27 protein-coding genes and 4 tRNA genes are annotated in these 26692 nt (G+C 67.4%); 16 read left to right on the forward strand and 15 right to left on the reverse strand.

The features are described 5' to 3' along the window. Positions 1 to 3: 3 nt before the first annotated feature. Together BLV94_RS20360 and BLV94_RS20365 are read left to right on the forward strand one after the other, a co-directional pair. Positions 4 to 1827, forward strand: coding sequence for a branched-chain amino acid ABC transporter ATP-binding protein/permease (locus BLV94_RS20360; RefSeq protein WP_072943074.1), 1824 nt, complete (start codon positions 4 to 6; stop codon positions 1825 to 1827). Next, on the forward strand, positions 1824 to 2561 hold the full coding sequence (locus BLV94_RS20365; protein WP_072943073.1) for an ABC transporter ATP-binding protein: 738 nt from the start codon (positions 1824 to 1826) through the stop codon (positions 2559 to 2561). Before BLV94_RS20360 ends, BLV94_RS20365 begins: the two co-directional genes overlap by 4 nt. Before the next feature lie 3 nt (positions 2562 to 2564). Here the strand turns inward: BLV94_RS20365 and BLV94_RS20370 are convergent, their stop codons facing one another. The 5 genes from BLV94_RS20370 to BLV94_RS20390 form a co-directional block, all read right to left on the reverse strand. Next, positions 2565 to 3218: a TetR family transcriptional regulator gene (locus BLV94_RS20370; RefSeq protein ID WP_072943071.1), complete on the reverse strand. Its 654-nt coding sequence runs from the start codon at positions 3216 to 3218 to the stop codon at positions 2565 to 2567. A 156-nt stretch (positions 3219 to 3374) separates the two neighbouring features. After that, positions 3375 to 3451 (reverse strand) — tRNA-Phe (locus BLV94_RS20375). 66 nt (positions 3452 to 3517) lie between these two features. Then, positions 3518 to 3591, reverse strand: a tRNA-Asp gene (locus BLV94_RS20380). 94 nt (positions 3592 to 3685) lie between these two features. Beyond that, positions 3686 to 3758, reverse strand: a tRNA-Glu gene (locus BLV94_RS20385). 98 nt (positions 3759 to 3856) lie between these two features. Continuing rightward, the gene (locus tag BLV94_RS20390) at positions 3857 to 4513 is read right to left on the reverse strand and encodes a TetR/AcrR family transcriptional regulator (RefSeq protein ID WP_072943069.1); all 657 of its coding nucleotides are present in this window, start codon (positions 4511 to 4513) and stop codon (positions 3857 to 3859) included. 330 nt (positions 4514 to 4843) lie between these two features. Between BLV94_RS20390 and BLV94_RS20395 the strand changes: the two genes are divergently transcribed. Together BLV94_RS20395 and BLV94_RS20400 are read left to right on the forward strand one after the other, a co-directional pair. Further along, positions 4844 to 4916, forward strand: a tRNA-Lys gene (locus tag BLV94_RS20395). Positions 4917 to 5109: 193 nt separating this feature from the next. Beyond that, on the forward strand, positions 5110 to 6255 hold the full coding sequence (locus tag BLV94_RS20400) for an RNA polymerase sigma factor (protein WP_072943067.1): 1146 nt from the start codon (positions 5110 to 5112) through the stop codon (positions 6253 to 6255). Positions 6256 to 6262: 7 nt separating this feature from the next. Here the strand turns inward: BLV94_RS20400 and BLV94_RS20405 are convergent, their stop codons facing one another. After that, positions 6263 to 6853 carry a TetR family transcriptional regulator gene (locus BLV94_RS20405; protein ID WP_072943065.1) on the reverse strand — a complete coding sequence of 197 codons (591 nt, stop codon included), beginning with the start codon at positions 6851 to 6853 and terminating at the stop codon, positions 6263 to 6265. Between the two features lie 122 nt (positions 6854 to 6975). On the opposite strand from BLV94_RS20405, the gene BLV94_RS20410 reads away from it, so the two are divergent. Next, positions 6976 to 7449: a DUF4334 domain-containing protein gene (locus BLV94_RS20410; protein ID WP_072943063.1), complete on the forward strand. Its 474-nt coding sequence runs from the start codon at positions 6976 to 6978 to the stop codon at positions 7447 to 7449. A gap of 6 nt (positions 7450 to 7455) precedes the next feature. Next, the gene (locus BLV94_RS20415) at positions 7456 to 8544 is read left to right on the forward strand and encodes an NAD(P)-dependent alcohol dehydrogenase (protein WP_072943061.1); all 1089 of its coding nucleotides are present in this window, start codon (positions 7456 to 7458) and stop codon (positions 8542 to 8544) included. Between the two features lie 4 nt (positions 8545 to 8548). Here BLV94_RS20415 and BLV94_RS20420 read toward each other — a convergent pair whose 3' ends face one another. Together BLV94_RS20420 and BLV94_RS20425 are read right to left on the reverse strand one after the other, a co-directional pair. Continuing rightward, positions 8549 to 9139, reverse strand: coding sequence for a hypothetical protein (locus tag BLV94_RS20420; RefSeq protein ID WP_072943059.1), 591 nt, complete (start codon positions 9137 to 9139; stop codon positions 8549 to 8551). Continuing rightward, the gene (locus tag BLV94_RS20425; RefSeq protein WP_083395621.1) at positions 9136 to 9576 is read right to left on the reverse strand and encodes an MmcQ/YjbR family DNA-binding protein; all 441 of its coding nucleotides are present in this window, start codon (positions 9574 to 9576) and stop codon (positions 9136 to 9138) included. The genes BLV94_RS20420 and BLV94_RS20425 overlap by 4 nt, the downstream gene beginning before the upstream one ends. 66 nt (positions 9577 to 9642) lie before the next feature. Here BLV94_RS20425 and BLV94_RS20430 point away from each other — a divergent pair, with 66 nt between their 5' ends. The 5 genes from BLV94_RS20430 to phoU all read left to right on the forward strand — a co-directional run bounded on the left by BLV94_RS20430 (position 9643) and on the right by phoU (position 15759). Continuing rightward, positions 9643 to 10248 carry a DUF937 domain-containing protein gene (locus tag BLV94_RS20430; protein ID WP_072943057.1) on the forward strand — a complete coding sequence of 202 codons (606 nt, stop codon included), beginning with the start codon at positions 9643 to 9645 and terminating at the stop codon, positions 10246 to 10248. A gap of 410 nt (positions 10249 to 10658) precedes the next feature. Further along, entirely contained in the window at positions 10659 to 11615 is a 957-nt protein-coding gene (locus BLV94_RS20435; RefSeq protein WP_072943056.1) for an acyl-ACP desaturase, read from the forward strand. Positions 11616 to 11694: 79 nt separating this feature from the next. Beyond that, entirely contained in the window at positions 11695 to 12837 is a 1143-nt protein-coding gene (gene dusB / locus BLV94_RS20440; protein ID WP_072943055.1) for a tRNA dihydrouridine synthase DusB, read from the forward strand. A gap of 119 nt (positions 12838 to 12956) precedes the next feature. Then, entirely contained in the window at positions 12957 to 14978 is a 2022-nt protein-coding gene (locus tag BLV94_RS20445; protein WP_072943054.1) for an LCP family protein, read from the forward strand. An 82-nt stretch (positions 14979 to 15060) separates the two neighbouring features. Further along, positions 15061 to 15759 (forward strand): phosphate signaling complex protein PhoU, encoded by a 699-nt coding sequence (gene phoU, locus BLV94_RS20450; RefSeq protein WP_015888704.1) that lies wholly within the window; start codon positions 15061 to 15063, stop codon positions 15757 to 15759. A gap of 140 nt (positions 15760 to 15899) precedes the next feature. On the opposite strand, the gene pstB is transcribed toward phoU, so the two are convergent. The 6 genes from pstB to BLV94_RS20480 form a co-directional block, all read right to left on the reverse strand. Further along, the gene (gene pstB, locus BLV94_RS20455; RefSeq protein WP_015888703.1) at positions 15900 to 16676 is read right to left on the reverse strand and encodes a phosphate ABC transporter ATP-binding protein PstB; all 777 of its coding nucleotides are present in this window, start codon (positions 16674 to 16676) and stop codon (positions 15900 to 15902) included. A gap of 43 nt (positions 16677 to 16719) precedes the next feature. Beyond that, the gene (pstA, locus tag BLV94_RS20460) at positions 16720 to 17628 is read right to left on the reverse strand and encodes a phosphate ABC transporter permease PstA (protein WP_072943053.1); all 909 of its coding nucleotides are present in this window, start codon (positions 17626 to 17628) and stop codon (positions 16720 to 16722) included. Between the two features lie 3 nt (positions 17629 to 17631). After that, positions 17632 to 18705, reverse strand: coding sequence for a phosphate ABC transporter permease subunit PstC (gene pstC / locus BLV94_RS20465; RefSeq protein ID WP_072943052.1), 1074 nt, complete (start codon positions 18703 to 18705; stop codon positions 17632 to 17634). A 68-nt stretch (positions 18706 to 18773) separates the two neighbouring features. Continuing rightward, the gene (pstS, locus tag BLV94_RS20470) at positions 18774 to 19892 is read right to left on the reverse strand and encodes a phosphate ABC transporter substrate-binding protein PstS (protein ID WP_072943051.1); all 1119 of its coding nucleotides are present in this window, start codon (positions 19890 to 19892) and stop codon (positions 18774 to 18776) included. Between the two features lie 216 nt (positions 19893 to 20108). Beyond that, entirely contained in the window at positions 20109 to 21026 is a 918-nt protein-coding gene (gene mshD / locus BLV94_RS20475) for a mycothiol synthase (protein WP_072943050.1), read from the reverse strand. Further along, positions 21023 to 21781, reverse strand: a complete 759-nt coding sequence (locus tag BLV94_RS20480) for a winged helix-turn-helix transcriptional regulator (RefSeq protein WP_072943049.1) — start codon at positions 21779 to 21781, stop codon at positions 21023 to 21025. Before BLV94_RS20480 ends, mshD begins: the two co-directional genes overlap by 4 nt. Positions 21782 to 21976: 195 nt before the next feature. Here BLV94_RS20480 and BLV94_RS20485 point away from each other — a divergent pair, with 195 nt between their 5' ends. The 5 genes from BLV94_RS20485 to BLV94_RS20505 all read left to right on the forward strand — a co-directional run bounded on the left by BLV94_RS20485 (position 21977) and on the right by BLV94_RS20505 (position 25128). Further along, positions 21977 to 22756, forward strand: a complete 780-nt coding sequence (locus tag BLV94_RS20485) for an LmeA family phospholipid-binding protein (RefSeq protein WP_072943048.1) — start codon at positions 21977 to 21979, stop codon at positions 22754 to 22756. Continuing rightward, positions 22753 to 23226, forward strand: coding sequence for a thioredoxin family protein (locus BLV94_RS20490; protein WP_072943047.1), 474 nt, complete (start codon positions 22753 to 22755; stop codon positions 23224 to 23226). Before BLV94_RS20485 ends, BLV94_RS20490 begins: the two co-directional genes overlap by 4 nt. Before the next feature lie 236 nt (positions 23227 to 23462). Next, a complete protein-coding gene (locus tag BLV94_RS20495; protein ID WP_072943046.1) occupies positions 23463 to 23915 on the forward strand; it encodes a DUF4395 domain-containing protein in 453 nt (150 codons plus the stop codon). Between the two features lie 67 nt (positions 23916 to 23982). Next, complete coding sequence (locus tag BLV94_RS20500) at positions 23983 to 24819, forward strand: sulfurtransferase (protein WP_015888694.1); 837 nt, start codon at positions 23983 to 23985, stop codon at positions 24817 to 24819. 3 nt (positions 24820 to 24822) lie between these two features. Beyond that, on the forward strand, positions 24823 to 25128 hold the full coding sequence (locus BLV94_RS20505) for a DUF1416 domain-containing protein (RefSeq protein WP_072943045.1): 306 nt from the start codon (positions 24823 to 24825) through the stop codon (positions 25126 to 25128). Positions 25129 to 25254: 126 nt separating this feature from the next. Here the strand turns inward: BLV94_RS20505 and BLV94_RS20510 are convergent, their stop codons facing one another. After that, on the reverse strand, positions 25255 to 26523 hold the full coding sequence (locus BLV94_RS20510; RefSeq protein WP_072943044.1) for a cutinase family protein: 1269 nt from the start codon (positions 26521 to 26523) through the stop codon (positions 25255 to 25257). Positions 26524 to 26692 lie beyond the last annotated feature (169 nt).

Raw genomic sequence — 26692 nt, forward strand, 5'->3', positions numbered from 1 at the left:
GCAATGGCTCTGTGGCGCCTGATTCGATCGGCCCCCGGTTGGCTCTTCCCGCTCGCCGTCGGCCTCCTCGTGCTGTTCCTGCCGGAGTTCGGTCTGGGCTTCGCGCTGTCCCGGCAGGTGCAACTCGCCTGCATCCTCGCGCTGGTCGTCAGCGGCCTCAATCTCAGCCTCGGCTACGCGGGGGAACTCGCGCTCGGCCAGGCCGCGATGTACGCGGCCGGGGCGTACACCGCCGGGCTCATGTCGATCGCCGGATACACGGACATCGTGCTGCAGTTGGCCGCCTCGGGGCTGGTGGCGCTCGCGGTGGGCATCGTCACCGGAATCCCGGGATTGCGGCTCGGCAGTTGGTCATTGGCGATGACGTCGTTCTTCCTCGTTCTCCTCGTGCCGGACATCATCGCCGTCTTCGGCGACACCACCGGCGGCCGCAACGGACTCAGCGGGATCGAACCGGCCACCCTGTTCGGTGAGGCGATCGACGCCGACCGGTTCTACATGGTGGTCGTCATCGTCGCGATCCTCTGGTTCGCGGTCCTGCGCAACCTGGTGGCCTCCCGGCACGGCATTGCGTTCCGCACCCTCAAACAGAGCCCCGTCCTCGCGTCCTCGGTGGGCATCTCGGTGTTCCGGATGAAGCTTCTCGGCTATGCGATCGGCGCGTTCCCCGCCGGCCTCGCGGGCGCCCTGTTCGCGAACATCGACATGTACGTCTCCCCCGAAGCGTTCGGATTCACGTTCGCGACAGCAGTTCTCGCGGCGTGCATCCTCGGGGGCGCGACGAGCGTCTACGGCGCGGCGGTCGGGGCGGCGATCATGCAACTCGGCCCGAACCAGTCGTCCGAGTTCCAGCAGTACGCCCTCGTCTTCTACGGCGGATTCCTGATCCTCGGCGGCGTCCTCCTCAGTGGTGGCCTCGCGAAGGTCGCCAAGCAGGCCGCGGCACGGTTGGACCGCGCGGCGGGCCTGACCGGCCGTGGAACACACGCCCGCCCCGGAGGCACGGATCGATCGGCGATGGACCCGATGCCGGGTCGGGTGCTCGTGGTCGACGGCATCTCGAAGGCCTTCGGCGGCAACCAGGCACTCGACGACGCATCGCTGCGAGCGGAACCGGGCAGCATCACCGCACTGATCGGACCGAACGGCTCGGGCAAGACCACGATGCTGAACATGATCTGCGGGTTCTACCGCCCCGACAGCGGTCGAATCCTGATCGGTGACACCGAGGTCCAGGGCAAGGCGCCGGAACGGGTCGCCGGATGCGGCGTGGCCCGAACGTTCCAGACACCCGACATCCCCGACGGTGTCACCGTCCTCGAGGCGGTGGCCTCCGGTCGGTACAGCACCGACCGGGTTTCGATGCTCTCGACCGTCCTGCGGCTTCCCCGTCATCACAGGGTCTGCGCCGCCGACATCGCCGAGGCGGAACGCGCACTCGACGTCGTGGGGCTGTCGCACCTGCGCGACGAGACCGCAACCGCACTCCCCCTGGGAATGCGGAGGCTGCTCGAGGTCGCCCGGTCGGTGGTCGCCGCACCGCGGGTCCTGCTGCTCGACGAGGTGGCGTCCGGCCTCGACGAGGACGAAGTGGAGCGCCTTGCCGGCCTGATCCGTCAACTCAGCGACGCAGGCTGCACGATCGTGCTGGTCGAGCACAACTTCCGCCTGGTACTGGCACTCGCCGACACCATCGTCGTGCTCGCTCAGGGCCGCGTGATCGCCGAAGGTCCACCGTCCGAGATCGAACACAACCCTCGCGTACTCAGCGAATACCTCGGCGTCGTCGCCGAGGACACGGAACTGGCCGGAGAGGCGACCTCATGAGCGATCAGACTGCAACACCGCTGCTGAGCCTGCGGAACGTGCAATCCGGATACGGCGACCTGCGGGTGGTGTGGGACGTCTCGCTCGACGTGTGGCCCGGCAAGGTCACCGCACTGCTCGGCCGGAACGGTGCGGGGAAGACCAGCACCCTGCGTGCCATCTCGGGGCTGAACAGGGTGTCCGCCGGGACGATCGAGTTCGACGGCCGCGATATCGCGAAGGTGGCGCCGCACCGGCGGGTCCGCCAGGGAATGGCCTACGTGCAGGAGGGGAAGCGGGTCTTCCACCGGCAGACCGTGGAACAGAACCTGATTCTCGGCGGGTACGTCCGCAGGATGAGACGGTCCGCCGTCCGCGAGGAGGTGGAGCGGATCTACGACCTGTTCCCCGTCCTCGGCGCGAAACGCGGCCTGCTCGCCGGTGCGATGTCCGGCGGGCAGCAGCAGATGCTGGCGATCGGGCAGGCGCTGATGGCGAAACCCACCCTGCTACTGCTCGACGAGCCGTCCGGCGGGCTGGCGCCCGTAATCGTCGGCGAGGTCATGGAACGCGTGAACACCCTCAAGGAGGCCGGGCTGGCGGTGCTCCTCGTCGAGCAGGCCGTCGACGCCGCGATGAGCGTGGCCGATCACGTCACCGTCCTCGACGTCGGACGCGTCGTCATGGACGCGGATGCGGGCGAGATCGACGACAGGGCGGTGATCCGGGACGCCTACTTCGGGCGCGTCGGCTGACGACTAGCCGCCGAGGCGGCGGAACACGAGACGAACCGCGAGCCCCAGGTGCGCCATCACCTCGTCCACCGAGATGCGGCCGGCCACCCAGGACACCAGGCTCGACATCCAGACGTCGCCGATCACGCGGATGGCGTTCAACTGGTCGTCGGAGATCTGCTCGACACCGATGGTCTTGGCGAACATCTCCGTCATCAGGGCGCCGAACGCATCCAGTTCGGCCGAGGCCGACGCGTCCGCGAACATGAACGCACGCACCAGGGCCTCGTACCGCGGCCGGTCCTTCTCGAGGACCTCGGTGTTCTTCCGGAGCACGAACAGGATCCGCTCCGACGGGGTGTCGCCGGGGATGGTGACGTTCTCGAACCGGGACCGCATGCCTTCGAACACCATCAGGAGGCCCATCACCAGCATGTGGTTCTTCGACGGGAAGTACCGGTACACGGTGCCCAGCGCGACGCCCGCCCGATCCGCGATGGCGCGCATCTGCACGGCGTCGTACCCGCCCTCGGAGGCGAGTTCCATCGCCGCGGCGACGATCCGCTGGTAACGCTCCCGCTGCGGGGCCTTGGCCCCGCGCGAGGGCAGCTGCCCGTTGCGGAGCAACGACAACAGCCCGTCGCGGCCCGCCGTCAGCGGCTCTTCAGCAGTGCTCATGGACGTCAGCCTAGCGACAGTCACTTCGCCGGCGTCGCGCGACGGTAGCCCCACGTGAGTGCCAAAGTGTGGTCCCCCACACTTTGGCACTCACGTGGGGTGGGAACGAAAAAACTCCGCTGTCGACGTTCTCGACAACGGAGTTTCTGTGAATCGTGGTGGCCAGGGCCGGGATCGAACCGGCGACCTTCCGCTTTTCAGGCGGACGCTCGTACCAACTGAGCTACCTGGCCGGACGGCACCCGAACCGAATGCCTATCGCATTGTGTTGCCGATACCGTGTATCGGCAACACACTTGCGACCCTGACGGGACTCGAACCCGCGACCTCCGCCGTGACAGGGCGGCGCGCTAACCAACTGCGCCACAGGGCCTTGCTTGTCCTGCTGTGCTCTACAAGTGTAGAGCGTTACTGCGTGTCACTTTACTGCCGTCGAACCATACCGCATGCTCGACACCGGTCAAACGTACCCCCTACGGGATTCGAACCCGCGCTACCGCCTTGAAAGGGCGGCGTCCTAGGCCGCTAGACGAAGGGGGCCCGTCGGATTTCTCCGAACCAGTACCTCAACGGCGTTCCGTTGGGAGCTTGGATAGCTTAGGACACGGATCGAGAATTTCCCAAATCGCCAGGTCAGACTACGAATCGGGCAGTTCTGACCCGGAATCCGGCCATCCGTCCCGCGCAAACTTCTCCAGCCATTCGGGTGAAGCCATCGCCGCGAGGATCACTTCGAGCGATTCGACGAACCGTGTACCGAGGTCGCCCTCCAGCGCGGTCATGTCGGACATGTACCGCTGGCCGGCGAGAGAGGCCGCCAGGACCCGGGTGAACTTCTCCGGGTCGGCATCGGCGCGCAGCGACCCGTCCCGCTGGGCGCGGATCGCGAACGCGCGCGCGGTGCGCCCCCACACCTGCGAGCCACCGGACTGCACGTCCGGGTAGAACTCGGGTTCGACGATCAGCCGGAACTCGGCCCGCACGATGACGCTCGAATGAAACAGCTTCGCCAGGTCGATCACGAAACCGTGCAGCGCCTCGAAGGGCCCGATGTCCGTGCGACTCGTCCACCTGTCGGTCAGGGCGGTGAATTGCTCCACCCCGGACTGGAGGACGGCGCGGGCGAGTTCTTCCTTTGACTGGAAGTGGAAGTACATCGCCCCCTTGGTGGCGTTCGAGCCCTCGAGGATCGTGTTGACCGACGCCGCCGCATAGCCGCGCTTCGCGAACTCGATCGCGGCCGACTCCACCAGTGCAGCGCGAGTGCGTCGCGCACGCTCCTGCTGACGTGCCATGACGGTGAATCCCTCTCCCAAATGTAGTAACCCCCGCTTTTCGCCCTGCAGGGGCGAGCTTGGAGCCATACATAACAGTATCCCCGTTTTGAAAGAACCAACAGAGCAGTCTTTAGATCATGAAAACTTCCATAAAACAAACCCTGCGCCCGTTATTGACCCGAAATCGGACCGCCGCCGAAAACACACCAAGTGGTATAATTTGGGTCGGCTCGGGTGCGCTGCAGGGGGTGCGCACCCGAGCCGACCACTTCCATCCCCCGGCACGGCGCGCCGTGCCGGGGGTGCTGTTCTCTCGGTCACCGTCTGCGCACTAGACTCTGGCCCCGCGCCCCTATAGCTCAGTTGGTAGAGCTACGGACTTTTAATCCGCAGGTCGTAGGTTCGAGCCCTACTGGGGGCACCGTCCTGACCGGTTCATCCTGGTCAGGTAGTGCGATAGACGCGTTCGGAGCGGCGGAGTGGTCACCATGTGACCACCCGTCGACCCGGCGACGTGCTCACCTTGGTCGCGGGATGTCGAGAATCCGCGGCCGGCTCCGTCCCCGCAGTGAACACGGCCACAATGGGCCGTACCTCACCAAGGAGGTTCGCCAGTGGACGAGGCGGCACTGCGCACCCTCACCCCCGCTGTGATCGGGATCCTCGTCCGCCGCGGAGCCGACTTCGCGGAGGCCGAGGATGCCGTGCAGGACGCCCTGGTCGAGGCCGTGCGCGTGTGGCCGGACGACCCGCCGCGGGATCCCAAGGGCTGGCTGGTCACCGTGGCCTGGCGGAAGTTCCTCGACACCGCCCGCGCCCACTCCTCCCGCAGGCAGCGCGAGGAACGCATCGAGGCCGAGCCGGTGCCCGGACCGGCCGAGGCGGTCGACGACACGCTCCAGCTGTACTTCCTGTGCGCGCACCCGTCCCTGACACCGGCATCGTCCGTCGCGCTCACGCTGCGCGCGGTCGGCGGCCTGACGACGCGTCAGATCGCGCAGGCCTACCTGGTTCCGGAGGCGACGATGGCCCAGCGCATCAGCCGGGCCAAGCGGACCGTCTCGGGCGTCCGGTTCAACCAGCCCGGCGATGTCGCCACGGTGCTGCGGGTGCTCTACCTGGTGTTCAACGAGGGGTATTCCGGCGAGGTCGACCTCGCCGCCGAGGCGATCCGGCTCACCCGTCAGCTCGCGGCCGCGATCGACCATCCGGAGGTCGCGGGTCTGCTCGCGCTCATGCTGCTTCACCACGCGCGGCGCCCGGCACGGACCGGCCCCGACGGCAGCCTCGTACCCCTCGCCGAGCAGGACCGCAGCCTGTGGGACACCCGTCTGATCGCCGAGGGCGTCGACATCCTCCAGGCGGCCCTGGCCCGCGACCGCCTGGGCGAATTCCAGGCCCAGGCCGCCATCGCCGCGCTCCACGCCGACGCCCGGACGGCCGAGGAGACCGATTGGGTGCAGATCGTCGAGTGGTACGACGAACTGGTGCACCTCACCGACAGCCCGGTGGCCCGCCTCAACCGGGCCGTCGCGGTCGGCGAGGCCGACGGCCCGCGCGCCGGGCTGGCCGCACTCGCGGCGCTGGACGACGCACTGCCCCGTCACACCGCGGTCGCGGCGTATCTCCGCGAGCGGGACGGCGACCTGGCAACGGCGGCACGGCTCTACGCGGAGGCGGCCGACAAGGCGCCCAATCTCCCCGAACGAGACCACCTCACGCGTCAGGCCGCCCGACTCAACGCGCTACTGCGGAGCTGAGCGGCACTCACCCGCGGCGCGGCGCGTCCTCCACCGGGGACACCCGGATCAACCGCCGAACGGCCTCGACGGCGGTCTGCCGCCGCTGCGCCACCGTGCGTTCCCCTGACTTCTTGCCGCCCGGCGCGGTGGCCAGCGATCGGACGACGTCGGTGATCACGAGCAGTAGTTCGCCTGCGTTCCACGACGGATCGACGAACCCCTCCTGCTGCCCTCGGCGAATCTCGGCGGCCTTGGGCCGCAGGGTGACGATCCGCGCGTCGCTGTCCGCGATCTGTTCCCGCATCTCGAGGTCGGCCCACTCCTGCAGCCGTGCGTTCTCGGGGTGCGCCACGTAGTCGTCGAACAAGCGGCCCGCATACCCCGGCAGATCGTCGCCCCGCAGTGCCGTCTGCTCCGTCGTCTCCACGATCCATTGCTGGATGACGGCGTCGAACAGCGCTTCCTTGCTGTCGAAGTACGCGTACAGGCGGTCCTTGCTCGCCCGGGCCGCCTCCGCGATGCGGTTGATCCGGGCCCCGGCGACTCCGTAGCGGGCGAATTCGTCCTTGGCCGCGGCGAGGATCCGGTCGCGCGTGGCTTCTCCCGCTGATCGCATGCCGACATCCTAAATTGCCCGTTGCCGAACCATTTGGTTCGGCGTAGCGTGCGCAGTTGACGAACAATCTGGTTCGGAAACTCTTCGACCTTCCCGTCCGCACGAGAACCCGAGGTACGACCATGAACATCGATCAGGCCCGCAGCACGTTCCACGAGCTTCGACAGCGCGACGCCGGCGTCTCCCCCGACGAACTCGACGCCGTGTGGGCGGCGCTCGACACCGTGCGGGCCGAGGACATCCTCGGCAGCTGGAAGGGCGACGACTTCGCCACCGGGCACCGCCTGCACGACAAGCTGGTCGCGGGCCGCTGGCACGGAAAGACGTTCCACTCCCTCGAGGACGCGAAACCGTTGATCTGCCGGGACGCGGACGGGAACCTCTATTCCGACGTCGAGGGCGGCAACGGCGAGGCCAGTCTGTGGAACATCGAGTTCCGGGGCGAGGTCGCCGCCACCATGGTGTACGACGGCGCCCCCATCTTCGATCACTTCAAGAAGGTCGACGACTCGACCCTCATGGGCATCATGAACGGCAAGTCCGCACTGGTCCTCGACGGCGGCAGGCACTACTACTTCCTGCTCGAAAGAGACTGAGCCCCAATGCAGGTCACCGCAGCGCTCTCCCTCGGTCCCGAGTCTCCGTTCACGCTGGAGACGGTCGAACTCGACGAGCCCCGCGCGGACGAGGTTCTGGTGCGGGTCGTCGCCACCGGCCTGTGCCACACGGACCTCGTCACCAAGGCGGCACTCCCCACCGCCGCCGGTCCGGCCGTCCTCGGGCACGAAGGTGCCGGGATCGTGGTCGACGTCGGGGCACGCGTGAGCGGGATAGCGCCCGGCGATCATGTGATTCTCAGCTACCGCCACTGCGGTGACTGCGACCAATGCCGAAGTGCGGGTCCGGCGTACTGCGTCGACGCGCACCGCCTGAACAGTTCGGGCAGGCGTGTGGACGGTTCGGCCACCGTCACCCGGAACGGCGAACCGGTGCGCGCCGCCTTCTTCGGCCAGTCCAGCTTCGCCGACCACGTTCTCGCGACGGCCGACAACATCGTCGTCGTCGACGAGTCCGTCGACCTGGCCGCCGCGGCGCCGCTCGGCTGCGGGTTCCAGACGGGTGCCGGTGCGGTACTGAACGTGCTCCGGCCCGGCAGCGATTCGAGTGTGGTCGTCTTCGGCGCGGGCAGCGTCGGGTTCGCTGCGCTGCTCGCCGCCCGATCAAAAGGTGTCGCAACAATTTTCGCGGTCGATCCGGTGCCCGCGCGGCGTGCGCTCGCGGCGGAGTTCGGTGCGGTCGCGCTCGATCCCGGGACGCAGGACGTCGTCGCGGCGATCCGCGCGGGGACCGGCGGCGGCGCCACCCACACCCTGGACACGACGGGGATCCCCGCCGTCATCGGTCAGGCGCTGTCGTCGCTGCGGGCGCGAGGCAGCGCGGTGGTCGTCGGACTGGGCACACCCGAAGTGGCGGTGAACATTCAGGACCTGATGCTGAACGGCAAGACCCTCCGCGGCTGCGTCGAGGGCGATTCGTCCGTACAGCAGTTCATTCCGCAGTTGCTGGCGTTGCACGCCGAGGGGAGGTTCCCGTTCGACCGTCTCGTCACCGAGTACCGGTTCGAGGACATCAACCGCGCCGTCGCCGATCAGGCTGCGGGGACGGTGATCAAACCCGTGCTCGTGTGGTGAATTGTCAGGGCGCGGCGGGTGACGGCCCGTCGCCGACCTGCCCGTCTTTCGCTTTCGTGTCCCCGCGCATCTCGGCGAGATCCTCACCGCGCTTGCGGTACGTGAAGCTGACTCCGGCGACGCCGAGGAACAGCACCACCCCGATGATGGCGCCGGCGAGCGACGCACCGCGGAATCCGGGCGCGTCGACGTCCATGATCCGTTCGCCGGCGTGCGCCGCGCTGTTGCCGCCGAGCACCACGCTGAGCGTCAGCAGATTGGGCAGCACCACAAGGACTCCGAGGATCAGCAACACGATCTGCACGGGCTTGAACCGGCGCTTGCGGAACAACCGCCACGCCCCGCGGAACAGCAGCAGGGGCAGCAGCGTGCACAGGGTGCCGAACAAGAGTCCCCACAGGATGCCGCCGCCGAAGCTGCCGTCCGCCATCCCGCCCACGTTCTGCGCCCACGCCCGCGGGAGGTACGCCGCGAGGATGAAATACGCGATGACCAGCACCACCAGGAGGACGGCGATCCCGATGGCCTTCTTGGCCCACGACGGCAGTCCCGACTTCGCCGGCGTGGTGGTGGATGCGCTGTTGTCGGTCGTCATGACTGGTCTCCCTGCGTCGGCAACGGTTCTTCGTCCAGCACCTGCTTCGCCAGTCGCTTCGGCGCGACGAGCGTGTACGACGTCCTGATCCACTCACGCAGCTGTTCCCACCGGGGCCCGTCCGCGTCCGCGACGTCCACTGCGATCCAGCCGTGTCTACCGAGACCGTATCCCGCGGGCTCGGCCCCCGGTTCCGTCGCGACCACCGCTTCTGCCTCGTCGACGGTGAGCTTCACCGTCAACCGGGTGGCGTCCACGTCGCTGAACACGAAGTTCTTGCCCCGCACCCGGAACGTCGGGTGCCCGTCCCACTGGGCGATGTCCACCCGTACGGCTTCGGGCAATTCGGCGGCGATCTGTTCGAGGCGGCTCATGTTGTTGCCCATGTGACGATTGTCGGCAGCACCCCGACCGACCGCAACAGGCATATCGGACATACGGGATTCACTAATGTCGGAAGTCCGGGGGTTTCGACGAAGAGCCCCATGACGAGGCAGGCATCCATGGCATCGATCGACGACCTTCTGTCCCAGATTCCGATCAACCAGATCGCCCGGCAACTCGGCGTCGACGAGGCCACCGCCGAGACCGCAGTGAAGTCGGCGCTGCCGACGCTCGTCGGCGGGCTCGGCGCCAACGCCGAGGACCCGGACGGCGCCGCGTCCCTGCAGAGCGCGCTGCACGATCACCGCGGCACGACGCTGCTGGACGGCGGAATCGACATCGACCAGGTCGACACGGACGACGGCGACAAGATCGTGTCCAACATCTTCGGCGGCGAACGTGACCAGGTGGCGAGCACACTCGGTGGGGTCGGCGGCGGCAGCGGAGTGGGCAGCGACCTCATGAAGCAGTTGCTGCCGATCCTCGCGCCGATCGTGCTGGCGTACATCGCCAAGCAGGTAACGGGCGGCGGGTCCGCTCCGCAGGCGCAGCCGCAAGATGCGGGCCAGGCAGGCGGAGGCCTCGGGGACGTACTGGGCGGACTCCTCGGAGGCGGCGGCGGTTCCGGCGGGCTCGGCGGGGTTCTCGGTGGCCTGCTCGGGAAGGGTGCGGGCGGCGGACTGGGCGACATGCTCGGCGGACTGCTCGGCGGCGGAAAGAAGTAGCGAGACGGGGCGGCGGGTCACCGCCGCCCCGCAGGGTGTCGATATTCACACCTGGGGTGGATCGAATTCCCAGGAGACTCGGAGCCGGACGAAGCGCCTCCTACGCAACCGTCGACACGGCTCGAGTTAGGGCGGGGAATCTGTGGAGACCCACAAATCTGTGATCGTCCACAACTGCCCGCGCGTCGCTGTGATGATCTCTCCCTGGGATGATTACGCTGGTCACCGCACACGCAACCTCATCAGTACACTGTCATGTAACGGTTCGCCGCGTGGCGGCGACACATCCCGGAAGGTCCATTACGGATCGGTAACTTCGACGGTTCCCGGGCCGCCGACGGCGTTTACCAACCTACTTACGGTGCCGTAGGCTGAACAAAGTCAAATTTGAGCTACTGGAGGCATTACACATGGCGAGGGACCTGACCCAACTCGAACTGCTGCAGGAGTTGTCGCCGGTTGCAGAAGAGAACGTCAACCGCCACCTCTCCATGGCCAAGGAATGGCACCCCCACGACTATGTTCCGTGGGACGAGGGACGCAACTTCGCCGCGATGGGCGGCACCGATTGGGACCCCGAGCAGTCGCAGCTCGACGAGGTCGCCAAGGCCGCGATGATCACGAACCTCCTCACCGAGGACAACCTGCCGTCGTACCACCGCGAGATCGCGGAGAACTTTTCCCAGGACGGCGCATGGGGAACATGGGTCGGTCGCTGGACCGCCGAGGAGAACCGTCACGGGATCGTGATGCGCGATTACCTCGTCGTGACCCGCGCCGTCGACCCCGTCCAGCTCGAGCAGTTCCGCATGGAGCACATGACGAACGGCTTCGCCTCCCCGGCCGACGTCGACGCAGGCTTCCTCCACTCCGTCGCGTACGTCACGTTCCAGGAACTCGCCACCCGTGTGAGCCACCGCAACACCGGCAAGGCGTGCAAGGACCCGATCGCCGACAAGATGCTGCAGCGCATCGCGGCCGACGAGAATCTGCACATGATCTTCTACCGCAACATGTGTGGTGCGGCCCTCGACCTCGCGCCCGACCAGGCGCTCGAGGCCGTCAACATGATCGTCCAGAACTTCCAGATGCCGGGCGCCGGTATGCCGAACTTCCGGCGCAACGGTGTGCTCATGGCCAAGCACGGCATCTACGACCTGCGTCAGCACCTCGAAGAGGTCGTGATGCCCGTCCTGCGCAAGTGGAACATCTTCGAGCGGAACGATTTCACCGCCCGCGGCGAGGAGATCCGCGAGAGCCTCGGCAAGTTCCTCGAGAACCTCGAGGGCCAGGCCACCAAGTTCGAGGAGCAGCGCGACCGCATGCTGGCCCGCGAGGCCAAGAAGCGCGAGCAGAAGGCTTCCTGACGTAAACAGTTATCCTGTGCCCGGTACCGGATTCGGTACCGGGCACAGTTTTTTTCCAGCACTTTCCCAGAGGTCGTCAATGTCATCCCTTCGTATCGGATCGCTCGAGCTGCGCAGTCCGGTGGTTCTGGCCCCCATGGCCGGGATCACCAACGTCGCCTTCCGCACGCTGTGCCGTGAGCTCGAGACGGAACGCGCGGGCAGCACGTCCGGCCTGTACGTCTGCGAGATGGTGACCGCGCGTGCGCTCGTCGAGCGGCAGCCCGCGACCCTGCACATGACGACGTTCGGCCCCACCGAGACGCCACGGTCCCTGCAGCTGTACACCGTCGACCCGGACACCACGTACGCGGCGGCCAAGATGATCGTGGACGAGAACATGGCCGACCACATCGACATGAACTTCGGCTGCCCCGTCCCCAAGGTGACCCGCAAGGGTGGCGGTGCGGCGCTGCCGTACAAGCGCACGCTGTTCGGCCGGATCGTCGCGGCGGCCGTGAAGGCGACCGAGGGCACCGACGTCCCGGTGACCGTCAAGTTCCGCGTCGGCATCGACGCCGAGCATCACACGCATCTCGACGCCGGCCGGATCGCCGCCGGGGAGGGCGCCGCCGCCGTCGCGCTGCACGCGCGTACCGCGTCGCAGCGGTACTCCGGCACGGCCGATTGGAACGAGATCGCCCGGCTCAAGGAACACGTCACGGACGTGCCCGTCCTCGGGAACGGCGACATCTTCGCGGCCGAGGACGCGGCCCGCATGATGGAGCAGACCGGGTGCGACGGCGTCGTCGTCGGACGCGGGTGCCTCGGCAGGCCCTGGCTGTTCGCGGAGCTGAGCGCGGCACTGAACGGGAAGCCGCAGCCCACTCCGCCCAACCTCGGCGAGGTGGCCACGATCATCCGCAGGCACGCGGAACTCCTCGCCGATCACCACGGCGAGGACAAGGGCCTGCGCGAACTGCGCAAGCACGTGTCCTGGTACCTGCGGGGCTTCCCCGCCGGGTCCGAACTGCGGGTCGCGATGGCCCTCGTGAGCAAACTCACCGAACTCGACGACCTCCTCGTCCAGCTCGATCCGACCATCCCGTTCCCCAAGGACGCCGAGGGTCCGCGCGGGCGGCAGGGATCGCCCGGCACGGTCGCCCTCCCCGAGGGGTGGCTCGACGACCCCGACGACTGCCTGGTGCCCGCCGGCGCCGACCTCATGCATTCCGGTGGTTAGCAGCGCGAACGCGCGTCACCTCGCTACTTGTGGGGAGCCTCGACGTTCGATAAGTACTATGGCTGGAATCCGTCGGGGCCGACGGAGGTCCGAGTCGGCGGAGAGGTCAGGTTGCATCGGTGGGTGATGATCACAGTGCGGACTCACCGACTCCCGAATCCCGCGCCCCCTGGGAGCGTCCTCTAGCGGATCCCAGCTACCGGGAAGCCCAGTCGGGGCGGCCGCGGCGACTCCCACCGCGACAGCCACCTCCCGAACGGCGGCCTCCCGAACCGCCCGCAGCCCCCGAGCACCGTGCACCGGTGGAACGCACCGAATCGTCCCGCCACGACAGCGGCCGGATCGGCCGCCGGGCCGCGGGCGGACCCACCGAGGCGCTCTCCGTCGCCGACCTGGTGAAGAAGGTCGCCGAGGACGACGCGAGCGATCCGGAGAAGACGGAGACGATTCCCCCGATCGACGAGCGGCAGCCGCCGCCTCCCGGGGTTCCGCCGCGCAAGACCCCACCGGCAGCGCCGCCGTCGGAGCCGCCGCAGAGCACGCCCGAACCCGAATGGGTCGCAGATTCCGCCGAGACCACCGCGGTACCGCAGGTGGTCGGCAACCCGGGCACCACACGCCTGGCCCTCAACAAGACCCGCAAACGCAAGCGTCTGCGCGCAGCGGGACGCGCCGTCGTCGCGCTCGTCGCGGTGGTCGCACTCGCCGGAACCGGCATCGTCTGGGGCTACCTGCGCTCCACCGAGGGCAAGTTCGACCAGATCGCGGCACTCGACACCGAGTCGACCGACATCGTCGACGCCGTCGGGCAGACCGGTGACGAGACCTACCTCATCGTCGGCACCGACACCCGCGCCGGCGCGAGCGGCGAGGTCGGCGCCGGAACCATCGACGACGCCGAGGGCTCCCGCGCCGACACGGTGATGCTCGTCAACATCCCCGCCGACCGGAGCCGGGTGGTCGCGGTGTCGTTCCCCCGCGACCTCGACGTCGAGCGACCCGTCTGCCAGGGCTGGGACAACGACAGCGGCAGCTACACCGGCGAGACCTTCCCCGCCGCCGACGGCGACAAACTCAACGCCACGTACGCTCTCGGCGGACCGAAATGCCTGGTGAAGGTGATCCAGAAGATGTCGGGTCTGAAAATCGGCCACTTCGTCGGCATGGACTTCGCCGGCTTCGAGTCGATGGTCAACGAGATCGGCGGGGTCAAGGTCTGTACCACCCAGCCGCTCGAGGACGACGTACTCGGCACCGTTCTGCCGCAGGCGGGCACCCAGATGCTCGACGGCAAGACGGCACTGAACTTCGTCCGCGCCAGACACGTCGAGGCGGAGGGCAACGGCGACTACGGGCGCATCAACCGGCAGCAGAGATTCCTCTCCGCCCTGCTGAGGGGGGCCCTGTCCAGTCAGGTGCTGCTCAATCCCGGCAAACTGAACGGTTTCATCAACGCGTTCACCCGCGACACGTTCGTGGAGAACATCGACACGAAGTCGCTGGTCACGCTCGGGCGCTCACTGCAGAACGTCGACGCGGGCGCGGTCACCTTCCTGACCGTGCCCACGGCGGGCACCACCGAGTGGGGCAACGAGATTCCCCGCACCGACGACATCAAGGCCATCTTCCGGGCCATCATCGACGACGAGGCGCTGCCCGGCGAGAAGCGGGCGGAACCGCTGCCCTCGAACGCCCCCGAACCGCAGGCCGCGCCGCCCGCCCCGGAGACGGTCCAGGCCGTCGACCCGTCCAGCGTGACCGTGCAGGTGTCGAACGCATCGGGTGAGTCGGGGCTGGCCGCGACCGTCGCCGACAATCTCGCCGCCGAGGGCTTCCAGATCTACAACGTCGGCAACTACACGGGCACCAGCAGCGAGACCGTCATCCGGTTCTCGCCGGGCCACGAGGCCGAGGCGGCGACCCTGGCGTCGTCGTTCCCGGGTGCGGTGCTCGAGGCGACCACCGGACTCGGAACGGTCGTGGAGGTCGCGCTCGGTTCGAGCTTCTCCGGGACCGTGCAGACACCGAGTCCGATCGACACTCCGCTGAACGTGTCGGACGTGCGAATCGGCCAGCCGGAGGACGCGGAAATCCCCGCGGACCTGGCGGTTGTGAACGCAGGCGACACGTCCTGCGATTGAGCGCACGCTCAGCAGCGTCGTTCACCCTGCGTTCACCGTGTGATCGTGACTTGGTTTCCCGTGCACCGTAGGCTGTGACCTCATGCGCGTGGCTTACAACGAACAGATGACCGAGCTTGCCGACCTTCTCGGTGAGATGGCGGGGCTTGCGGGGGTCGCCATGGAGCGAGCCACCCAGTCGCTGCTCCAGGCAGACCTCTCGCTCGCCGAGCAGGTCATCGGCGAGCACGACAAGATCACCGAGCTCAGCACCATCTGCGAGGAGCGGGCGTTCGCCCTCCTCGCCCTGCAGGCACCGGTCGCCGGCGACCTCCGCTCCGTCGTCAGCGGAATCCAGATCGTCGCCGACATCGACCGGATGGGTGCGCTGGCGCTCCACGTCGCCAAGATCGCGCGCCGCCGACATCCCAACCACGTGCTCCCCGAAGAGGTCAACGGCTACTTCGCCGAGATGGGGCGCATCGCCGTCTCCATCGGCGCCGCCGCCCGCGAAGTCCTCGAGACGCGCGACCCCGAGCGTGCCGCGCGCCTGCGCGAAGAGGACGAGGCGATGGACGACCTCCACCGGCACCTGTTCACCGTGCTCATGGACCGCGAGTGGAAACACGGCGTGGCCGCCGCCGTCGACGTCACCCTGCTCGGCCGCTTCTACGAGCGTTTTGCCGACCACGCCGTCGAGGTGGGCCGCCGGGTGATCTTCCTGGTCACCGGCAAGCTGCCCGACGACACCGAGACCGCCGTGAAAGACGCCGACAACCTCACGTCCTACCCGGAACTGTAGAACTCCCCCAACACTTTTCGAACGAACGGGACGCTCGTACGGTCTGACCGTGCGAGCGTCCCGTTCGTTCGCTGGAAGTCGTCCATACGATAAGAACGCCCCGGCCGAAGATCCGGCCGGGGCGTTCTCCTCGGTGTGCGTTATCCGAAGCGGCCCGAGATGTAGTCCTCGGTGGCCTTCTGCGTCGGGTTGGAGAAGATCTTCTCGGTGTCGTCGATCTCGACGAGACGTCCCGGCTTGCCGGTGGCCTCGAGGTTGAAGAACGCGGTCTGGTCACTCACACGCGCGGCCTGCTGCATGTTGTGGGTGACGATCACGATGGTGAAGTCCTTCTTCAGCTCCGTGATGAGGTCCTCGATCGCGAGGGTCGAAATGGGGTCGAGCGCCGAGCAGGGCTCGTCCATCAGCAGGACATCGGGCGAGACGGCGATGGCCCGGGCGATGCACAGACGCTGCTGCTGACCGCCGGAGAGTCCGCCACCGGGCTTGTCGAGACGGTCCTTGACCTCGTTCCACAGGTTCGCGCCGCGCAGCGACCGCTCGGCCACCTCGTCGAGACGCTTCTTGCTGCGCTCGCCCTGCAACTTGAGGCCGGCCACCACGTTGTCCTTGATGGACATCGTCGGGAACGGGTTGGGACGCTGGAACACCATACCGATCGTCTTGCGGACCCCGACCGGGTCGATGCCGGAACCGTAGATGTCCTCACCGTCGAGGAGGATCGAACCCTCCACGCGCGCACCGGGAGTCACCTCGTGCATGCGGTTCAGCGAACGCAGCACGGTCGACTTGCCGCAACCGGACGGACCGATGAACGCGGTCACGTTCCGCGGGGGGACCGACAGCCCGACATCGGCGACGGCGTGGAACTTGCCGTAGTAGATGTTGACGTCCTTGAGATCCAGACGCTTGGCCATTACCGGCTCCCTACTGATTGATGTACGAACTCGAGTGTATGTGTCACTTGCTGCGGACCTGTGAGAAGTGGCCGACGACCTTGGCCGCGATGTTGAGGACGGCGATCAGGAGGATCAGCGTCAGCGCCGCGCCCCAGATGCGGTTGGTACCGGCATCGGTCGGGTTGTTCATCTCGGCGACCATGACGCCGGGCAGGGTGCCCATCTCGCCGCCGAACAGGTTGAAGTTGATGAACGGTGCGTACCCCACCAGGATCAGCAGCGGAGCAGTCTCGCCCATCACGCGGGCCAGCGCCAGCATGACGCCGGTGATGATGCCCGGCAGCGCGGTGGGCAGCACGATCTTGGCGATCGTCTTCCACTTCGGAACGCCCAGCGCGTACGACGCCTCGCGCAGGTCCTGTGGCACGATGCGGAGCATCTCCTCCGTGCTGCGGACGACGACGGGCACCATCAGCAGGACCAGGGCGAGCGCCACCGCGAACCCGGACTTCGGGAAGCCGAACGTCGCGATCCACAGGGCATAGATGAACAGGGCGGCCACGATCGACGGGACACCGCTGAGGATGTCGACCATGAACGTGGTCAGCTTCGCCAGCCGCGACTTCCGGTCGGCGTACTCGACGAGGTAGATCGCGACGAACAGTCCGAGCGGGATGGACAGCACCGCGCAGACGAGTCCCTGCAGGATCGTGCCGATCAGCGCGTGGTAGATACCGCCGCCCTCGGCCGACGACGTGAGTCCGCTGAGCGAGTGGGTGAACCAGGTGGCCGACGTCAGGGCGGGAATACCCTTGACGACGGCGGTGATCAGGACCCACACCAGCGGAACCAGGGCGACGAGCACTGCCAGCGTCACGAGAACGGTGGCGGTGATATCGGTGATGCGCCGCCGGGTACCGACACCCCGGAAGGTGGGTGCCTTGACCGGCTTGTCGAGTGTCGCGGTCATGGGTCAGTCCTTCTTTCCTGCGATCACGGCGCGGGCCGCGGCGTTCACGACGAACGTGAGTACGAAGAGCACCAGACCTGCGGCGATGTACGCGCCGGCCTGGATGTTGTTGTTGAACTCCGCGTAGCCGAGGGCGATCTTGGACGCGATGGTGGCGCCGCCGTCGAACAGCGACCATCCGAAGGGCTGCGACGTGGTGCGCAGGATCAGGTACAGCGCCATGGTCTCACCGAGGGCGCGACCGAGGCCCAGCATCGAACCACTGATGTAGCCGGACTTACCGAACGGAATGATCGTGGTACGCACCACTTCCCACCGGGTGGCGCCCAGGGCGAGCGCCGCCTCGATATGGGACGTCGGTGTCTGGACGAACACTTCGCGGGTCACGGCGGTGATGACGGGAAGGATCATCACGGCGAGGACGATGCCGGCCGTGAAGATGGTGCCGCCGCCGGTGATCGAACCGCTGCCCGTCGCGAACAGCGGGAACCAGCCGAGGGTCTCATTGAGCCACACCGCAAGCGGCCTGATTGCCGGCGCGAACACCAGCAGACCCCAGAGGCCGTAGACGATCGACGGCACCGCGGCCAGCAGGTCGATGACGTACGCCAGCGGACGCTTGAGCCAGCTCGGCGAATATTCGGTGAGGAAGATCGCGATACCCAGCGCAACCGGCATCGCGAGCACGAGCGCGAACAGCGACACCAGAACCGTCACCTGGAAGAGGTCGAGCACACCGAACGCCATCGCGTTGATGTCCTGGGTGACCCACTCGCGGCTGGTGAGGAAGTTGACCTGGTTCCGGCTCAGCGCGGGAACGGCACGCCAGACGAGGAAGATGCCGATCGCGGCGATGAGGATGGAGATGACGATCGCCGACGTGGTCGCGAGGGACTTGAAGATCCGGTCTCCCGGCCTCGCGACGGCCTTGCCGCGAGGTGTATCGGTCGGGGTCGGGGTTTCGGCCTTGGTGGAACTCAACTCGGCCTCCGGAGTGCCGTTCGGACCGCCCACCCCGGCCCCGCCGGAAGCGGAGCCGGAGGCGCGAGGTGCTGATTCGGTGTGCGCTTCACTCATCTGCGCTCCCAATCTTTCATCGTCAGAATATCGAGTCATGGGCGGGTCCGAACGACTTACCGTGTGAATCAGCCGATTGCGGCGACCGACGCGTTCAGCTTCTCCTTCATGGAGTCGGGCAGCGGCACGTAGCCCTGCGCGGCCAGGTTGTCCTGGCCCTCGTTGGCGGCGCTGGTCAGGAACGACTTGACCGCTGCGGAGGTGTCGGCGTCGTAGCCCTTCGAGCACACGATCTCGTAGGTGGCGAGCACCAGCGGGTACGCGCCGGCTTCCTTGGTGCCGAAGATCGAGGCGAGGTCGAGGGTCAGGTCGCCCTCGCCCGCACCCTTGAACTGCGCACCCTCGATGGCCTTCGCCGCGGACTCGTCGGACAGCGCGACGGGGCCCGAGCCGGTGTCGATCTGCGCTGCCGACAGCTTGTTCTGGTCTGCGTACGACTTCTCGACGTAGGTGATCGAGCCGGGGGCGGAGGCCACTGCCTGCGCGACACCGGCCGACCCCTTGGCGCCCTCACCGATGCCGCCGGTGAAGTCGGAGCCGGCACCGGTGGTCCAGGCGCCGTTCGAGGCGGCGGTGAGGTACTGCTGGAAGTTGTCGGTGGTTCCCGAGGAGTCCGAGCGGATGATCGCGGTGATGTCCTGGTCCGGCAGGGTGGCGCCCGGGTTGAGGGCGGCGATGGCCGGGTCGTTCCACTTCTTGATGGTGCCGTTGAAGATCTTGGCGGTCACTTCACCGTTCAGCACCAGGTCCTCGACACCGTCGAGGTTGTAGGCGACCGCGACGGGCCCGAAGACGAGGGGAAGGTTCCACGCCTCGCCGCCGACGCAACGCGCCTTGGCCTGCTCGGCCTGCTCGGTCTTGATCGCCGAGTCGGAACCGGCGAAGTCGACCTGACCCGCGATGAACTGGGTACGTCCGTCACCGGAACCGCTGGGGTTGTACGCCAGGTTGACGGTCTTGCCCTTCTCCTGGCACACGGAGATGTAGGTGGAGACGAACTGGTCCATGGCGTTCTTCTGCGCCGAGGAACCGGCCGAGGAGAGGTTGGCCTTGCCCTCGCACGTCGCGCTCGAGGCGGCTACGTCGACGCCGCTCGACGCGGCGTTGTTGTCGCTGCCACACGCGGCCAAGGTCATGGCACCCAGGGCCACTGCACCGAGCAGGGCGCCATTGCGCTTGAGATTCACCTAGTCCTCCGGAAATACCGTCTCGCCCTGGATCGGGCGGCGACATGAGGCGCGGACCGGGAGGATCCTGCACCAGGCAGCACGGCGCTGCCCACGGAGAAACCTAGGGGTAGCTAATGTCCAGTTGGACCACGATCGGTGAACGGAAAGTGAACAGACCGAGCATTTGCCCATATTTCCGAGACGAACGACGGGTGCCGAAGTAAGAGGAGCGCCTCAGGCTCGCGCGTACGCGACGTCGGTGTGGAACCGCTCGAACCCGAGCCGGTCGTAGGTGTGCAGCGCCGACGTGTTGTCGCCCTCGACGTAGAGCAGCACCGCACCGAGCCCGCGGTCACGCAGGTAGTGCAGTCCGGCGAGTGTGAGCAACCGGCCGAGACCGCGCCCCTGGGCGTCGGGTCCGATGGCCACCACGTAGACCTCACCGATGGCCGGCTCGTCGCCCTGCTGCGGGTGCACCTTGGTCCAGTGGAATCCGAGCAGCCGCTTCTCGTCCGCCGTGCCGTACGCCATGAACAGCCCGGCCGGATCGAACCAGGCCTCCGCGCGGCGTTCGGCCATTTCCCGTTCGGTCCACGACCCCTGCTCGGGGTGCCAGGCGAAGGCGGCGGCGTTGACCCGCAGCACCTCGGGATCATCCTCGACTCCGCGGTACAAGCGGAGTGAAATATCCTCCGGCACAACGATTTCCGGAAGCTCGGCACCCTCGAGTGGACGCCGGAGCTGCAGCAGTTCGCGTGCACCGCTCAGCCCGAGGCGGTGCGCCACCGCCTGCGCCGCGGGCAGGTTGCCGTGCGCCCACACCCGGGTGTCCGGACCACCCTCGGACAGGACCTCGGTAACCAGCCGGCTACCGATCCCCCGGCCGCGCGCCTCGGGATCGACCGCGAGTTCGGCCATCGCGGGGTGCTCGCCGTGACCCGGCTGCAGCTGCGCGTACCCGACGATCCGATGGGCGTCGGTCTCCACGAGATGACGGACACCGTCGCCGCCGGCCCCGGACACGGCGTGCACGCCCTGCTCCGACACGGGCGCGGTTCCGTCCGCTGCCGTCGCGCGGTCGAGCAGTGCGGACACGTCCGCGGCCTGCTTGCCGTCGAGTCGATCGGTCCAGGACTGCACCGAAGCGCTCACTGGATCACAGGTCCTTCCGCGGATTCGAAGTCTGCATCTTCGGCATCGAGGTCGTCGACCGGCGGCACCGGCGCACCCGACTTGCTGCGGGTGGGACGGACGGCCTTGTATCCGACGTTGCGGACTGTACCGATCAAGGATTCGTACTCGCTGCCCAGCTTGGCGCGCAGACGACGCACGTGGACGTCCACCGTGCGGGTACCACCGAAGAAGTCGTATCCCCACACCTCCTGCAGCAACTGCGCGCGGGTGAAGACGCGACCCGCGTGCTGCGCCAGGTACTTGAGGAGTTCGAACTCCTTGTAGGTGAGGTCGAGGGGGCGGCCACGCAGCCGGGCCGTGTACGTGCCCTCGTCGATGACCAGTTCGCCGAGCGTGATCTTGCCCGACGCCTCCGGGCTGGCGACGCCGCCGGCACGTCCGACCAGCAGTCGGAGGCGGGCGTCCACCTCGGCCGGCCCGGTGCCCGGGAGCAGGATGTCGTCGAGACCCCAGTCGGAATTGACCGCCACCAGGCCACCCTCGGTGAGCACCGCCACCACGGGGACCGCGGAACCCGTGCTGCCCAGCAGCCGGCAGAGGCCGCGGGCCGCCGCGAGATCGGTGCGCGCATCCACCAGGGCGATGTCGGCGGAGCTCGCTTCCAGGAGAGAGGACACCTCCGTCGGGGCAGGCCGCACCGAATGCGCCAGCAGGGCGAGGGCAGGCAGAACTGCCTCGGGGTTCGGGTCGGAGGTAAGAAGCAGTAGCTCCACACAGCCTCCCATCTCGTCGCCGTCGTACCCGGCCGGCCGACGGATGGTTCGTCCGCCGGTCCAGGTAGATCGACACTGAAGGTATCGACACTTTTGTCGGTGACAGAGTAGCGCGCCGCCGTCAAGGTCCGTCGCACCGAACCCCGGCAACCGGCGCGAAGGTTGCACCGGCACCGTGTCCGTCACAATGGGGCCGTGCGGAAACTCATCATCGGAATCATCTTCCTCGTGGCACTCGGTCTCGTCGTCGACTTCGGTTCGGCGGCGTACGCGGAATACCGGGTGTCGCGGGAACTGCGGGCGGGCGCGTCCCTCACCGCGGATCCCGAGGTGACGGTGCACGGCTTCCCCTTCCTCACCCAGGCGTGGGCCGGGAAGTACGAGAACATCGAGATCCGCGCCCAGGGAGTACAGAGCGACGTGGTCGGTGAGGTGACGATCGAGTCCACCCTCCTGGGCGTGTCCGCGCCGCTGTCCGACCTCGTCGACGGCTCCGTCACGAGCCTTCCGGTCGACCACCTCTCCGGCCGCATGCTCATCGACGCCACCGACCTCGGCCGCTTCCTCGACATCCCCGACCTGCAGGTTTCGGCCCCGCCGGCCAGCAAGTCGGACGGGACCGGCGGCTCCGGCGGCTCCGGAATGACGACCGCGGGCGGCGTCGTCCTCACCGGCACCGTCCCCGTCGGCCCGCTCGAGACCACCGTCAGCGTGCAGGCCGACCTGGTCCTCGACGGCGATCAGGTGAAGATCGTCGCCAGCGACTTCTACTTCGGGCCCGAGGGCCACGCCGACTTCACCATCCCCGAGCCGCTCGCCCCCGCGATCCTCGGCCTCTTCACCCGGACCATCGACCCCCGGGAACTGCCGTTCGGCGTCCAGCCGACGGAGGTGTACGCGGAGGGCTCGCAGATCGTCATCGAGGGCGTCGGCGACAACGTCACGATCGACCTGAACGAACTGCAGAGCCGATGACCGGAATCACACTGTTACTGATCGCACTGTTCGCGGCCCTCGCGTTCGGGCTCGTCTGGCAGCGCCGCCAGGGGAAGGTCCGGACCACCGGCGAGACGACCGCGGCCGTGACCGACGAGCGACGCCTGCTCCTCGAGGCGGCGGGCGTCGGGTCGGGTTCGGGGCACGGGCGACCGGCCACCGTTCTCCACTTCTCCGCCGACTGGTGCGGACCCTGCGCAGCGGTGCGCAGGGTCGTCGGACAGGTCGTCGCCGACCTCACCGGCGAGCCGGAACCTCCCGTCGAGGTGGAAGTCGACATCGACGAGTATCCCGCTCTCGCCAAGGAACTCGGCGTTCTGTCGTTGCCGACGACGTTCATTCTCGACGCCGACCTGCAGCAACGCTTCCGGGTGTCCGGGGTACCCTCGGCGTCCGACCTGAGGGCGGCGCTCGGACCCCTCACCCGGCCCCCGGCTTCAAATTCCTGAAGAACCGGGTAAACTCGTCGTCGTGCAATCCAGCCACGAGCTCATGCTCACCCGACGCCGCACGGTAGACCTGTGCCGCCTCGGGGCTTGTTGCTGTACCTGTTGCTGATCACCAGGGCTGTCGCTTTCTGCTGACACCGCGGACTCCGCGCACGTGATCGAAACCCGATGACGACGTCGTCCGTCGTTGCTCGGCGCCAGGCAAGCATTCAGGACTCAACGCAGGAGCACTTCTCATGTCCACAACACTCGAGGTCGAGCAGGTCGACGTTCGTGGCCCCCGGTTCGCCGCCTGGGTCACCACCGCAGTCCTCGTCGCCGTCCTCGTCGTGTCGACGTTCTCGCTGGTCGCAGCAGGAATTCTGCTGGCACTGCAGGCGGTCGTCTTCGCGGCAGGCGCGGCCTCCGGGCCGCGGCGCAGCCCGTACGGCCGGATCTTCGGCAGCCTCGTCGCGCCGCGACTCACTCCGGTGAGCGAACGCGAACCCGCCGCACCGCTGCGGTTCGCGCAGCTCGTCGGCTTCGTCTTCGCCGCCGTCGGCACCGTCGGCTTCCTCGCCGGCTCCGGCCTCGTCGGCGCCGTGGCCACCGCATTCGCCCTGTTCGCGGCGTTCCTCAACGCCGCATTCGGGTTCTGTCTCGGCTGCCAGATCTATCCACTCGTCGCACGCCTCCGGCCCGCGGCCTGAAAGTTTCACATCGAGAACCACTGCACGATCCACCCGACACAAGTAAGAACACATCGAAAGGAACACCATGGCTCGCTCCGATGTCCTAGTCTCCGCCGACTGGGCTGAGCAGAACCTCAACGCCCCCAAGACCGTTTTCGTCGAGGTGGATGAGGACACCAGCGCATACGACGGCGGCCACATCGAAGGCGCCATTCGCCTCGACTGGCGGAAGGACCTGCAGGACGGGGTCCGTCGTGACTTCCTGAACCAGCAGCAGTTCTCCGACCTCCTGTCCGCCAAGGGTGTCGCCAACGACGACACCATCGTTCTCTACGGTGGCAACAACAACTGGTTCGCGGCGTACGCGTACTGGTACTTCAAGCTGTACGGCCACCAGGACGTCAAGCTGATCGACGGCGGCCGCAAGAAGTGGGAGCTCGACGGACGCCCCCTCTCCAAGGAGACCGTCTCCCGCGAGGCCACCCAGTACAAGGCCGACGCACCCGACCTGACGATCCGCGCGTTCCGCGACGAGGTCATCGACGCCATCGGCAACAAGAACCTCGTCGACGTGCGTTCGCCCGACGAGTTCTCCGGCAAGATCCTCGCCCCCGCGCACCTGCCGCAGGAGCAGGCGCAGCAGCGTGGACACGTCCCCACGGCCATCAACATCCCGTGGAGCACCACCGCAAACGAGGACGGCACCTTCAAGTCGGACGACGACCTGGAGAAGCTGTACTCGGAGAAGGGCTACGACGAGTCGAAGCCCACCATCGCGTACTGCCGTATCGGCGAGCGCTCCAGCCACACCTGGTTCGTGCTCAAGGAGATCCTCGGCAAGTCCGATGTCAAGAACTACGACGGCAGCTGGGTCGAATACGGCTCACTCGTCGGCGCACCCATCGAGTTGGAGGTTCACTGAGCCATGTGTGGAGCACCTGTACAGACCCAGACCCTGCCCGCGGGCGTCGACGTCGAGAAGGAAACGGTCATCACCGGCCGCGTTCTCGCCGCTGACGGCCAGCCGATCGGTGGAGCGTTCGTGCGTCTCCTCGACGGCGGCGGAGAGTTCACCGCCGAGGTCGTCGCCTCGGGCACCGGAGACTTCCGCTTCTTCGCCGCTCCCGGCGACTGGACCGTGCGTGCACTGTCCAGCTCCGGCAACGGCACCGCCACGGTGAGCCCGACGAGCGCAGGCGTGCACAACGTCGACGTCACGGTCGGCGAGTAAGACTCAGCACCAACGCAGGAAGGCCCCGCTCCGGCATTCGGAGCGGGGCCTTCTTCGTGCGGCTCCGCCGCTCGTGCGCCTTTCTGGTTGCTCCAGCGACCACAAAGGCGCACAAGCGCGGAGCGCCTACTGCTTCTGCGCGAGCGCGGTGATCCAGTCGACGACCTTCTCGCTCTCCCAGTACCAGGGGTCGTTCGGGTTGTTGTTCCAGTAGAACAGGTGCTGGATGAAGCCGAGGAAGATGTACGGCTTGATCACGAGATCGAAGACGTCCCGGTTGTCCTCGACGAACCCGGGGCCCTCTTTCGCGAGCTTCGCCTTCACGACCTCGGAACCGGGGCCCATCGCCCAGTTCAGCGCCTCGACCATCTGCTCCTGCGACACCTGCGTGTTCCGGTCCGGCCCGTCGGGGTCGTAGGTCCGGTCGGCCACCTTGCGCAGGACGTCGAGGAAGGACTCGTCGGAGGCGAACCAGTCGTCGTGGGTGACGATGTGCACGATCGACCGTGCCGCCATGTTCGTCACCGCATTCGCGAAGTCGGAGACGGTCTGGCCGGGGTTCAGCAGGGTGAAGTGCAGCTGTCCCAGCACGCCGAGTGCCAGCTCGAGGACGGCGATCTCCTGCGGCGCGTCGCACGCGATGTCGTAGGGGCGGCACGCGTAGGTGATCTTGCCGTCGAGAGCGCCGTAGTCGGCCGGCTCGGACGACATGAATCCGCCTCCTGGTGGGCCGGGTTCGCCCATCGAGGGGGTGCCCGCCGGACGGTACGGGTCGCCGATCAATGCGACGCCGGCGATGTCGTCGGCGGCAACCAGAGCATTGCTGTCGCGGTGGCCGAGTTCGCGCGCCACCCGTTCGACGACCTCGGCGCCGACGCTGTATCCGAGCAGCACGTACTTGGTGCCGTCGCCACACTTCGCCTTGTTCTCGTCGAGGATCCTGTTCGTCGACGCGACACCGGCGGCCATCGAATCCTGGTATGTCGGAACAGGTTGCAGCAGACTCAGGCCGTACGTGGACGGGTACGGCACGTACATCCACCCCACCGTTCCCGGCTCGTCCTTGTTCGCCTCGCCGGTCGGCACCGTCACGTTGCCCACCCAGTTCGACCACACCTCGCCACTCTCCGCGAGGGGGTTGCGGTCTTCTTCCGAATCCGTCGCGCCCGAGACCGCGACGATGAGAATGTCCGGGCAGTCGGCGGCGTAGTTGTTCGGATCGACGCGGTCGGTGTCGTCGTTCCCCGAACCGGCGCTTCCCGACCCTGCACTGCCGGAGTCCGGGGCCGCGACGGCCAGGCCGGGAGCGCCGAACGCGGACACGGTGAGCAGCAGAACCGTCGCCGTGATCGCGGCTCGCGCCAGGCCGGGGAGGGCGGGGCTGGATCGAAGCATGGGACCTCCGGGAGGAGCGGGAGACGAGACGACGGCATGAGGATATCCGGAACCGACCGGGTGGTCGCCTTCGAAAAACCGTAGCCGCAGTGACGGTAAGCCGCCTCCCGTTTCGACCGTTCGACGGGTTCGGTTTAGGATGTCACCGTGGTTATCTTCTTCGAGGTAC

Source organism: Rhodococcus koreensis, assembly GCF_900105905.1.
Classification (GTDB): Bacteria; Actinomycetota; Actinomycetes; order Mycobacteriales; family Mycobacteriaceae; genus Rhodococcus_F; species Rhodococcus_F koreensis.

What these genes read in the sequence shown, in the direction of transcription:
- BLV94_RS20360 (WP_072943074.1), top strand. Translation starts at nt 4, where the DNA reads ATGGCTCTGTGGCGCCTGATTCGATCGGCCCCCGGTTGGCTCTTCCCG.
- BLV94_RS20365 (WP_072943073.1), top strand. Translation starts at nt 1,824, where the DNA reads ATGAGCGATCAGACTGCAACACCGCTGCTGAGCCTGCGGAACGTGCAA.
- BLV94_RS20370 (WP_072943071.1), bottom strand. Translation starts at nt 3,218, where the DNA reads ATGAGCACTGCTGAAGAGCCGCTGACGGCGGGCCGCGACGGGCTGTTG.
- BLV94_RS20390 (WP_072943069.1), bottom strand. Translation starts at nt 4,513, where the DNA reads ATGGCACGTCAGCAGGAGCGTGCGCGACGCACTCGCGCTGCACTGGTG.
- BLV94_RS20405 (WP_072943065.1), bottom strand. Translation starts at nt 6,853, where the DNA reads ATGCGATCAGCGGGAGAAGCCACGCGCGACCGGATCCTCGCCGCGGCC.
- BLV94_RS20410 (WP_072943063.1), top strand. Translation starts at nt 6,976, where the DNA reads ATGAACATCGATCAGGCCCGCAGCACGTTCCACGAGCTTCGACAGCGC.
- BLV94_RS20415 (WP_072943061.1), top strand. Translation starts at nt 7,456, where the DNA reads ATGCAGGTCACCGCAGCGCTCTCCCTCGGTCCCGAGTCTCCGTTCACG.
- BLV94_RS20420 (WP_072943059.1), bottom strand. Translation starts at nt 9,139, where the DNA reads ATGACGACCGACAACAGCGCATCCACCACCACGCCGGCGAAGTCGGGA.
- BLV94_RS20425 (WP_083395621.1), bottom strand. Translation starts at nt 9,576, where the DNA reads ATGTCCGATATGCCTGTTGCGGTCGGTCGGGGTGCTGCCGACAATCGT.
- BLV94_RS20430 (WP_072943057.1), top strand. Translation starts at nt 9,643, where the DNA reads ATGGCATCGATCGACGACCTTCTGTCCCAGATTCCGATCAACCAGATC.
- BLV94_RS20435 (WP_072943056.1), top strand. Translation starts at nt 10,659, where the DNA reads ATGGCGAGGGACCTGACCCAACTCGAACTGCTGCAGGAGTTGTCGCCG.
- dusB (WP_072943055.1), top strand. Translation starts at nt 11,695, where the DNA reads ATGTCATCCCTTCGTATCGGATCGCTCGAGCTGCGCAGTCCGGTGGTT.
- phoU (WP_015888704.1), top strand. Translation starts at nt 15,061, where the DNA reads ATGCGCGTGGCTTACAACGAACAGATGACCGAGCTTGCCGACCTTCTC.
- pstB (WP_015888703.1), bottom strand. Translation starts at nt 16,676, where the DNA reads ATGGCCAAGCGTCTGGATCTCAAGGACGTCAACATCTACTACGGCAAG.
- pstA (WP_072943053.1), bottom strand. Translation starts at nt 17,628, where the DNA reads ATGACCGCGACACTCGACAAGCCGGTCAAGGCACCCACCTTCCGGGGT.
- pstC (WP_072943052.1), bottom strand. Translation starts at nt 18,705, where the DNA reads ATGAGTGAAGCGCACACCGAATCAGCACCTCGCGCCTCCGGCTCCGCT.
- BLV94_RS20490 (WP_072943047.1), top strand. Translation starts at nt 22,753, where the DNA reads ATGACCGGAATCACACTGTTACTGATCGCACTGTTCGCGGCCCTCGCG.
- BLV94_RS20495 (WP_072943046.1), top strand. Translation starts at nt 23,463, where the DNA reads ATGTCCACAACACTCGAGGTCGAGCAGGTCGACGTTCGTGGCCCCCGG.
- BLV94_RS20500 (WP_015888694.1), top strand. Translation starts at nt 23,983, where the DNA reads ATGGCTCGCTCCGATGTCCTAGTCTCCGCCGACTGGGCTGAGCAGAAC.
- BLV94_RS20505 (WP_072943045.1), top strand. Translation starts at nt 24,823, where the DNA reads ATGTGTGGAGCACCTGTACAGACCCAGACCCTGCCCGCGGGCGTCGAC.
- BLV94_RS20510 (WP_072943044.1), bottom strand. Translation starts at nt 26,523, where the DNA reads ATGCTTCGATCCAGCCCCGCCCTCCCCGGCCTGGCGCGAGCCGCGATC.